Raw genomic sequence first — 7,891 nt, 5'->3', positions numbered from 1 at the left:
AATAAAAGGTTTCAGATAATGTGATTCAAACATGGAATCACTTCCGTTCCGTAGCGACGCTAATGTATTTAGCACCGTTCACCTTGAGCATATCCAAAAGTTCAATAACCTCGTTATAATACACATCTTTTGAGGCGCGGATAACAAAAGCTTGTTGAGGCGCTTGTGTAACGATAGATTTGACCTCTTGCGCCAAACGATTCGAAGAAATTTCCTGATTATCAATATATAGCGTGTGCGTTGTAGTCAAGGTGATGGTGATAGGTTCGATAGACTTCGCCGTAGACGTCGATGCAGATGGTAAATTTAGCGGAATTTGTTGCTCTGTATTCATATACAGCGTGCCTACCATGAAGAATACGAGTAAGAAAAATACGATATCAATCATGGGAATAATCATGATGGTAGGCTCTTTTTTAACCCCTAATGTGCGTCGTCTCATATATCATGTTCCTCATTGTACGCATCAAGGATATTACCGCACTCATGTTCTAATGTCGCCACAGAATCGTTGACCTTTGCCGCACAGTAACTATGAAAGCCAAGCGCAATAATGGCCACGGTCAAACCTGTAGCCGTTGCCACTAAGGCCTCAGAAACACCACCTGTAATAATAGTTGGGGCCCCAATATCGCCACCTACCACAGCAAATGCACGAATCATGCCAAGGACCGTCCCCAACAAGCCCAACAACGGAGCCATTGTTACAACCATACTGAGCCAACTAAGGCCTCGTTTTAAACGTTCATCAGCGTACGACACTACATCTTGAAGGCGGTTTTCCAAGCCATTATAATTCTTTGCACTGCGGATAGCACGGGCAAATAAAGAACCAAGTTCCTCTGTATCACGTTCCAAAACACTTGGTAACATAATCCAAGATTGGTTCTTTTCTAAGACCTTATTAAAACGGCGCAAATCCTTTGTAAACTTGCGATATAAAAAGATACGTTCAATGCCAATCATCAAGGTAAACAGTAAAAAAATCACTAGCGGATACATAACAAATCCACCAGCTGCAAATAAATGCGCTATACTACTCATACTAACCTCCAAAAGCCACATACCTTTAGGCTCTATCCGGGTTAATTATACCACGTTTTATCCCCTCTAAAACAGATAGGGAGCGCAAAACTAAAGTGCAAAAAGGCTGCACTAGAAATGATATACATTCTAGTACAGCCTTTTATGCGTTCCTAAATAGATTAGTCTTTTTTAATAAAGCCTACAATGAAGCCACCTACTGACAGTGCAATTCCTAAACCGCTACAGAACATGCCGATAGAATACCACAATGTGTAAGATTGGTTATTCTCAGAAATCGCCTTTGCTGCCGCTTGAGCATTTGTAGCGTTTCTCGCAATTTCCAAATTAGCCGCCGATGGATCTGGATTTAATAATAGAATCACAATACCAATAATTAGAACAACTACACCTACAGGTAATAATAATTTTTTGTTCATTTGAATGCCCCTCTCGTAATATTAAACGATAAATAAATATTATAACTTAATTATACACTGACTTTTGCATTTTAAAAAGATGAACTTATATATTAATCATCTTTTATTAGACAATTAATCAGAACTAGTTATTATGACAGAGAAAAAGACATAGTATACAACTACTATTGATCTAAATCCAACAGTGAAATTGATACTATGCCTTTTACAAATACATCTTTAATTATATCGAAATACATACGATTGCTAACAGAGTTCGTATTAAGATAAGTTATGCCGGCTTATCTAATATGTATTTAGCAATACAATATGTATTTACCGATCTACTTATTGCAAAGACTTATCGAACACGCCAATTAATTCTTCAACGGCTTGAGATTCGCTCATTTCACCGTCTAAGACAGCGGCTTCGACTTCGCCCATACGACCTTGAATGACTACATTGTTAAAGAATAGGTTGTGCAAGTGTTCGTCAATCATATCGCGTACCCAACGGAGGGATTGTTCTTGACGGCGTTTTAAGAATACGCCATTTTCTTTACCTTGTTCAGCAAATTCTTGGATGACATCCCATAATTCGTCTAGGCCATCCTTCGTAACAGCTGAACATGTGTAGGCTTGGGTCTTCCATTTTTCCGTAGCTGGACGAATGTAGTGCAACATCCGATCGTAGTCGCTGCGGGCAATGAGAGCTCGTTTGAGATTATCCCCATCAGCCTTATTGACCACAATAGCATCGGCAAGTTCCATAACGCCTTTTTTGATACCTTGTAATTCATCGCCTGCACCAGTCAATACGATGAGCATAAAGAAGTCTACCATGGAACGCACAGTAACTTCACTTTGCCCAACCCCAACGGTTTCAACGAGAATGATATCATACCCAGCAGCCTCGCAAAGTAGCATCGTCTCTCTACTTTTACGAGCCACACCGCCTAGCGTACCACCAGCCGGCGATGGACGAATGTACGCTTCTGGATGTTTTGTCAACGTTTCCATCCGCGTTTTATCACCCAAAATACTGCCTTTTGTGACTTGGCTCGTAGGGTCTACGGCAAGTACGGCAACCTTGTAACCAGCTTCAATGAGCATGTTACCAAAGGCTTCAATAAATGTACTTTTACCAGCCCCAGGCACACCAGTAATACCGATGCGCAATGCCTTACCTGTACGAGGCAATACACCTTGTAATACTTGTTGAGCTAGTTTGAAATGGTCCTTATTATTACTTTCTACTAATGTAATAGCCCGTGAAAGTATAACGCGGTCCCCCTGCTCGATACCGCGTACATAATCAGCGACAGTTAATTTCTTTCGCCGCTGTACGGGACGTACCGCTGGAGCCAGATGAGCGGAGCTAGATAAGAGGCCGTCGTGCATTTCCTTGACGCCTTTCATCACGTGACACGCGTAGGTATCATCTTTTTTCGCATCTTCTGGCACCCAGTCGGGACGGTAGGTACTACCCTCGGTGCTTGCGTTTTTTACACCTAATTCTGGCGCCTTACCTTCACCAGTGGTAAAAGTAGCATCCTGTGTATTGCGCAATTCATCCGGAGTAGGCCGTTTATTATCAGTCATGAGACTCGTCTTGAACGTGACTAGTCAATGATTCTAGTAATTTTTTCGCCGCTACTGGCAAAACTGTACCAGGGCCAAAGATAGCCACTGCGCCATGTTCGCGTAGGAATTCATAGTCCTGAGCAGGGATTACGCCGCCGATGGCAACTAAAATATCTCCACGGCCCCGCTTGTTGAGTTCCTCTACAAGTTGAGGCAATAATGTTTTATGCCCCGCCGCAAGAGAACTAAATCCGACAATATGAACGTCATTATCCACCGCATCTTGTGCTGTTTCTTCTGGAGTTTGGAACAAAGGTCCGATATCCACGTCAAAGCCCATGTCCGCGAAGGATGTAGCAATAACTTTGGCACCACGGTCATGACCGTCTTGGCCCATCTTAGCAATCATGATACGAGGACGACGACCTTCGAGTTCTTCGAAATCATCAGCCATTTGACGTACTTCTTTGATTACATCGTCATCTTCATATTCGCTGGAATATACGCCGGAAATAGAGCGAATAACCGCTTTATGACGGCCACAAACTTTTTCAACAGCAAAGGAAATTTCACCCAAAGATGCACGAGCACGAGCGGCTTCAAGTGCAAGAGCAAGCAAGTTGCCTTCCCCAGATTCAGTAGCCTTTGTGATTGCTTCGAGACAGGATTGAACTTTTTCTTCATCTCGGTTAGCACGCAATTGTTCGAGACGACGAATTTGCGCTTCCCGTACAGCCGTGTTATCTACGTCGAGGATATCCAATGGATCTTCTTTATCTAGACGATATTTATTGATACCGATGATCGCTTCACGACCAGAGTCGATACGAGCTTGGCGACGAGCCGCAGCCTCTTCGATACGCATCTTAGGAAGACCTGTATCAATCGCTTTCGCCATACCACCAAGGGATTCGATTTCTTGAATATGACCCCAAGCGCGACGAATCAATTCATCTGTCAATGCCTCTACATAGTAGGAACCGCCCCATGGATCAATAACCTTACATACTTTAGTTTCGTCTTGGATGTAAAGCTGAGTATTACGCGCAATACGTGCGGAGAAGTCCGTAGGCAACGCAATAGCTTCGTCAAGCGCATTTGTATGTAGAGACTGAGTATGGCCCAACGCCGCACCCATCGCTTCCATACATGTACGAGCCACGTTGTTGAACGGATCTTGTTCTGTAAGAGACCAACCAGATGTTTGGCTATGTGTACGAAGTGCCATGGATTTAGGATTATCAGAGCCGAAGCTATTAATAATCTTAGCCCACAACATACGAGCCGCACGCATTTTTGCCACTTCCATGAAGTAGTTTTTACCGATTGCCCAGAAGAAGGACAAGCGTGGTGCGAATTTATCTACGTGAAGGCCTGCATTAACACCGGTACGGATGTATTCGAGACCATCGGCCAATGTATAACCTAATTCGATATCCGCAGTAGCACCCGCTTCTTGCATATGATAGCCAGAAATGGAGATACTGTTGAACTTAGGCATATACTGAGATGTGTACGCAAAGATATCACCGATGATACGCATGGACGTAGCTGGAGGGTAAATATAGGTATTACGTACCATGAATTCTTTCAAGATATCATTTTGGATTGTACCAGCCATAACCTTTTTATCAACGCCTTGTTCTTCACCAGCTAAGATATAGAATGCCATAACAGGCAATACGGCGCCGTTCATTGTCATGGATACGGACATTTGGTCAAGAGGGATACCAGAGAATAGAATTTCCATGTCGAGGATGGAGTCTACCGCAACGCCCGCTTTACCAACATCGCCTACTACGCGAGGATGGTCAGAATCATAGCCACGGTGTGTAGCAAGGTCAAAGGCAATAGACAAACCTTTTTGGCCCGCTGCCAAGTTACGACGATAGAACGCATTGGATTCTTCCGCAGTGGAGAAACCAGCGTACTGACGTACTGTCCAAGGACGAGTTACGTACATTGTGGAATAAGGTCCACGCAAGAATGGAGGTACACCAGCCATATAGTCAAGGTGTGTCATCCCTTCGTAATCCATCTCTGTATAGAGAGGTTTTAGTTGGATTTGCTCCATTGTTGTATTATATAAATCTTCAAAGCTTTTTCCTGTTTCTTTTTGAAGTTCAGCAAGCCATGCATCGCGAGATGTTGCTGTCTGAGATCCCAAGCCAAGAGAGGAGAAGTCTGGATTTTTAAACATGAGCTCACATCCCTTTCTTATCTTGTAACGTATTCAAGATTTCGTAACAATTTGCACGAACGGAAATGAAGTCGTCTACGCCAGCTTCACGATATACAGGCTCTAGGTCCTTAGGAGGTGCCCCTGCCAAAATAACCGTTACATTCGGCATAGTTTCTTTCAATTCTTTAGCGAGTGGTGGTACCAATTCTGGATATGTATCATCTGTGGAACAGATAACCACAACATCCGCACCACTTTCACGAGCAGCCTTCGCAGCATCAGCCGTTGTTTCATGGCCGTCATTTTTAATAACTTCAAAAGCACCTACTTCGAAGAAGCCTGTGGAGAAGTCCGCACGAGGTTTATGTTGAGGAATTGGGCCCATATTAGCCAAGAATACCTTCACATTGTCTTTCGTACGTTGTTTATAATTTTCAGTGCGCATACGAAGTGCTTCAAATTGTTCAGTCCAGCGATGTGCAGTGATTGGCTCAATAGTTTCAGAAGAAATATCGCCAGCATCTAAAGCCTTACGGATTTGACGGATTGTCAATTTTTGCAATGCACCGAGTTCGATAAGGCCAATCAAAGCGCCCGGTTCTGTAGTGCTAGCTTCTAAGGTAGCCTGTGCTTTTACAACAGCATCTGGCTCCGCACTCGCCAAGTACTCTTCAATTTGAGAAACCCGTTTTTGACGTAATGTTTCTTGATTTTCTGGTTTTGGATCAAGCAATTCTTCTGTCATGTTCGCATACATGTTGTTACCTACAGCCACATCTCTGCGGAATGCAAGGTTTTTGAAGCGTTCATCAAGAATAGCTTTAACTTGAGCTTGTGGATAGCCTTCTTTCAAAGCTGCCACGATGCCGCCTTTAGATTCGATCGTTTGGAACTCAGCCCAAATTTTTTCACATAATTCAGCAGCCAAAGTTTCCACGTACCAAGAACCACCTACAGGGTCCACAGGTTGACGCAACTCGAATTCTGTTTGCAACATAACTTGGATGTTACGGGCAATACGGCGAGAGAAATCGTCCGCTTTGCGAATTGGTTGGTCGAATGGAGATACTTCAAGGCTGTTCAAACCGCCTACAACGCCAGAGAATGCTTGTGTTGTATTACGCAACAAGTTTACATATGGGTCGTATACAGTTTTTGTGAAAGCAGATGTTCTGCCGTGTACATGAACTGCACGGTCAGCTTCTTCAGCACCGAATGCTTCCATGATGCGCGCCCAAAGTACGCGCAATGCGCGCAATTTAGCGATTTCCATGAAGAAGTTTGCACCCATGGAGAATGTGAACATCATGCTCTTAGCGATCGTGTGAATATCGATGTTGCGTTGTGCTAATTGACGTACGTAACAAACTGCTGTTGCCAATGCATAAGCAACCTCCTGCACATCATTCGCGCCGCCATTAGCGTATACATCGCCAGATACGAGTACTGTTTTAAGTTCTGGAGCTTGTTCTTTAGCCCATACAACAGTATGTGCCATTTCATCAAAGGCTGTATCTAAGGAAATGTGCAATGCACCATCTTTAGCCCAAACGCCAACAGGGTCTGCACCAACGAGACCTTTCAAGTCGGAAGTCTGTTTTTTAGAGCCTTTCACAGTCGCTGCCAACATACCGAGCAAAATAGCAGCAGAAGCACCAGTTTCAATGTATAAAGGATTTTCCTTCAAATTGAAGCGCTCAATCAATTGGCTACAGTCATCCATAGTAGATAAGGATGTACCGCCGATACCAACAGATGCGCCTACTTGCACATCTTGATCATGGCGTGTTGCTTCATCAAGACGAATGTTGTGGATAGAACCACCTTTTACAATCTCGTATAAACTTGCATGATTGGCATCTTTAGGCAAGGAATCATCTACGTATTGGGATACGCCCCAAGACTCCTTAATATAACCACTTGCCTTTGTGCCACGTAGGAACTCACCTGCTCCAGGATATACACCCTTTGGAATTTTTTCTCCATGCAATGCAGGCGTGTAAATTGGTTGTAACGTAATCCCTTCATAGGTTTTAGTGAACATCTTCTTATGGAAGTCGCCACCTTTTAACGCTTTTTCAACCTCGGCCTGCCATTGTTCATACGTAGGTTTCTTAAACTCATCAAAGGATACAGGTGCTAATAGATCGCGTTCAGCATCCTTTGAAGTCTTTTTGTCAGACATATATGTGCCTCCTTTTCAACTCGAAACCATACCGAAAACAGCGCACCGTACCTGCGAATTGTTAGATATATGAATCACACGAGCTTTACCGTATTGGACCACATCAACCTCAAAATGTGTCCATCAGTCTAATATCTATAAAGCCTGACTCATACACTTAACATTCACTCTAAAATGGCAACAAAAAACGTGCCACCAAGAGTGACACGTAAGGTTTCTTATTGAAAGGTACACTAAAAAACACTGTAGCCAGCATACCCCAATCCCCTTCCTATCGCTCGTAGGTACATAACGGTGATTATCAAATAGGCAGTTCTCCTGGCTCGGGTTCATCACCTCGCTTTCGCCTTCCCAGATTTCTCCAGTGACATATATGAAAGCAGGCTCGTCCTTACAGTGGCGGGACCGCATCGGCTTATACCGATTTCTCTATTAAGTCTTGCGACACCTATTCTCTATATTCGTTGTTCTAAGTCCAATATAGTGTAACAATATGCA

At 43.5% G+C, this 7,891-nt stretch carries 6 protein-coding genes and 1 riboswitch; all 6 genes read right to left on the bottom strand.

What is annotated here, in order from left to right; all coding sequences use genetic code 11:
* Positions 1 to 37: 37 nt before the first annotated feature.
* Positions 38 to 442 (bottom strand): biopolymer transporter ExbD, encoded by a 405-nt coding sequence (locus tag Q0507_RS09405; protein ID WP_298715392.1) that lies wholly within the window; start codon positions 440 to 442, stop codon positions 38 to 40.
* Positions 439 to 1,044: a MotA/TolQ/ExbB proton channel family protein gene (locus tag Q0507_RS09400; RefSeq protein ID WP_298715390.1), complete on the bottom strand. Its 606-nt coding sequence runs from the start codon at positions 1,042 to 1,044 to the stop codon at positions 439 to 441. Before Q0507_RS09400 ends, Q0507_RS09405 begins: the two co-directional genes overlap by 4 nt.
* Positions 1,045 to 1,205: 161 nt before the next feature.
* Positions 1,206 to 1,463, bottom strand: a complete 258-nt coding sequence (locus Q0507_RS09395) for a hypothetical protein (RefSeq protein WP_012864960.1) — start codon at positions 1,461 to 1,463, stop codon at positions 1,206 to 1,208.
* A 327-nt stretch (positions 1,464 to 1,790) separates the two neighbouring features.
* Entirely contained in the window at positions 1,791 to 3,044 is a 1,254-nt protein-coding gene (gene meaB, locus Q0507_RS09390; RefSeq protein ID WP_298715386.1) for a methylmalonyl Co-A mutase-associated GTPase MeaB, read from the bottom strand.
* Positions 3,037 to 5,226: a methylmalonyl-CoA mutase gene (scpA, locus tag Q0507_RS09385; RefSeq protein WP_298715384.1), complete on the bottom strand. Its 2,190-nt coding sequence runs from the start codon at positions 5,224 to 5,226 to the stop codon at positions 3,037 to 3,039. The genes meaB and scpA overlap by 8 nt, the downstream gene beginning before the upstream one ends.
* Positions 5,227 to 5,230: 4 nt before the next feature.
* The gene (locus Q0507_RS09380; RefSeq protein ID WP_298715382.1) at positions 5,231 to 7,393 is read right to left on the bottom strand and encodes a methylmalonyl-CoA mutase family protein; all 2,163 of its coding nucleotides are present in this window, start codon (positions 7,391 to 7,393) and stop codon (positions 5,231 to 5,233) included.
* A gap of 290 nt (positions 7,394 to 7,683) precedes the next feature.
* A riboswitch (cobalamin riboswitch) is annotated at positions 7,684 to 7,860 on the bottom strand.
* Positions 7,861 to 7,891: the final 31 nt, after the last annotated feature.

Origin of the sequence: uncultured Veillonella sp. (assembly GCF_938010505.1) — a bacterium.
Classification (GTDB): Bacteria; Bacillota; Negativicutes; order Veillonellales; family Veillonellaceae; genus Veillonella.
The sequence above is the reverse complement of the archived record's forward strand: the minus strand, read 5'-3'. Positions and strand labels throughout refer to the sequence as shown.

Bases quoted from the DNA above. Each gene is read 5' to 3' on its own strand.
- Q0507_RS09405 (WP_298715392.1), bottom strand. From the start codon at position 442: ATGAGACGACGCACATTAGGGGTTAAAAAAGAGCCTACCATCATGATT.
- Q0507_RS09400 (WP_298715390.1), bottom strand. From the start codon at position 1,044: ATGAGTAGTATAGCGCATTTATTTGCAGCTGGTGGATTTGTTATGTAT.
- Q0507_RS09395 (WP_012864960.1), bottom strand. From the start codon at position 1,463: ATGAACAAAAAATTATTATTACCTGTAGGTGTAGTTGTTCTAATTATT.
- meaB (WP_298715386.1), bottom strand. From the start codon at position 3,044: ATGACTGATAATAAACGGCCTACTCCGGATGAATTGCGCAATACACAG.
- scpA (WP_298715384.1), bottom strand. From the start codon at position 5,226: ATGTTTAAAAATCCAGACTTCTCCTCTCTTGGCTTGGGATCTCAGACA.
- Q0507_RS09380 (WP_298715382.1), bottom strand. From the start codon at position 7,393: ATGTCTGACAAAAAGACTTCAAAGGATGCTGAACGCGATCTATTAGCA.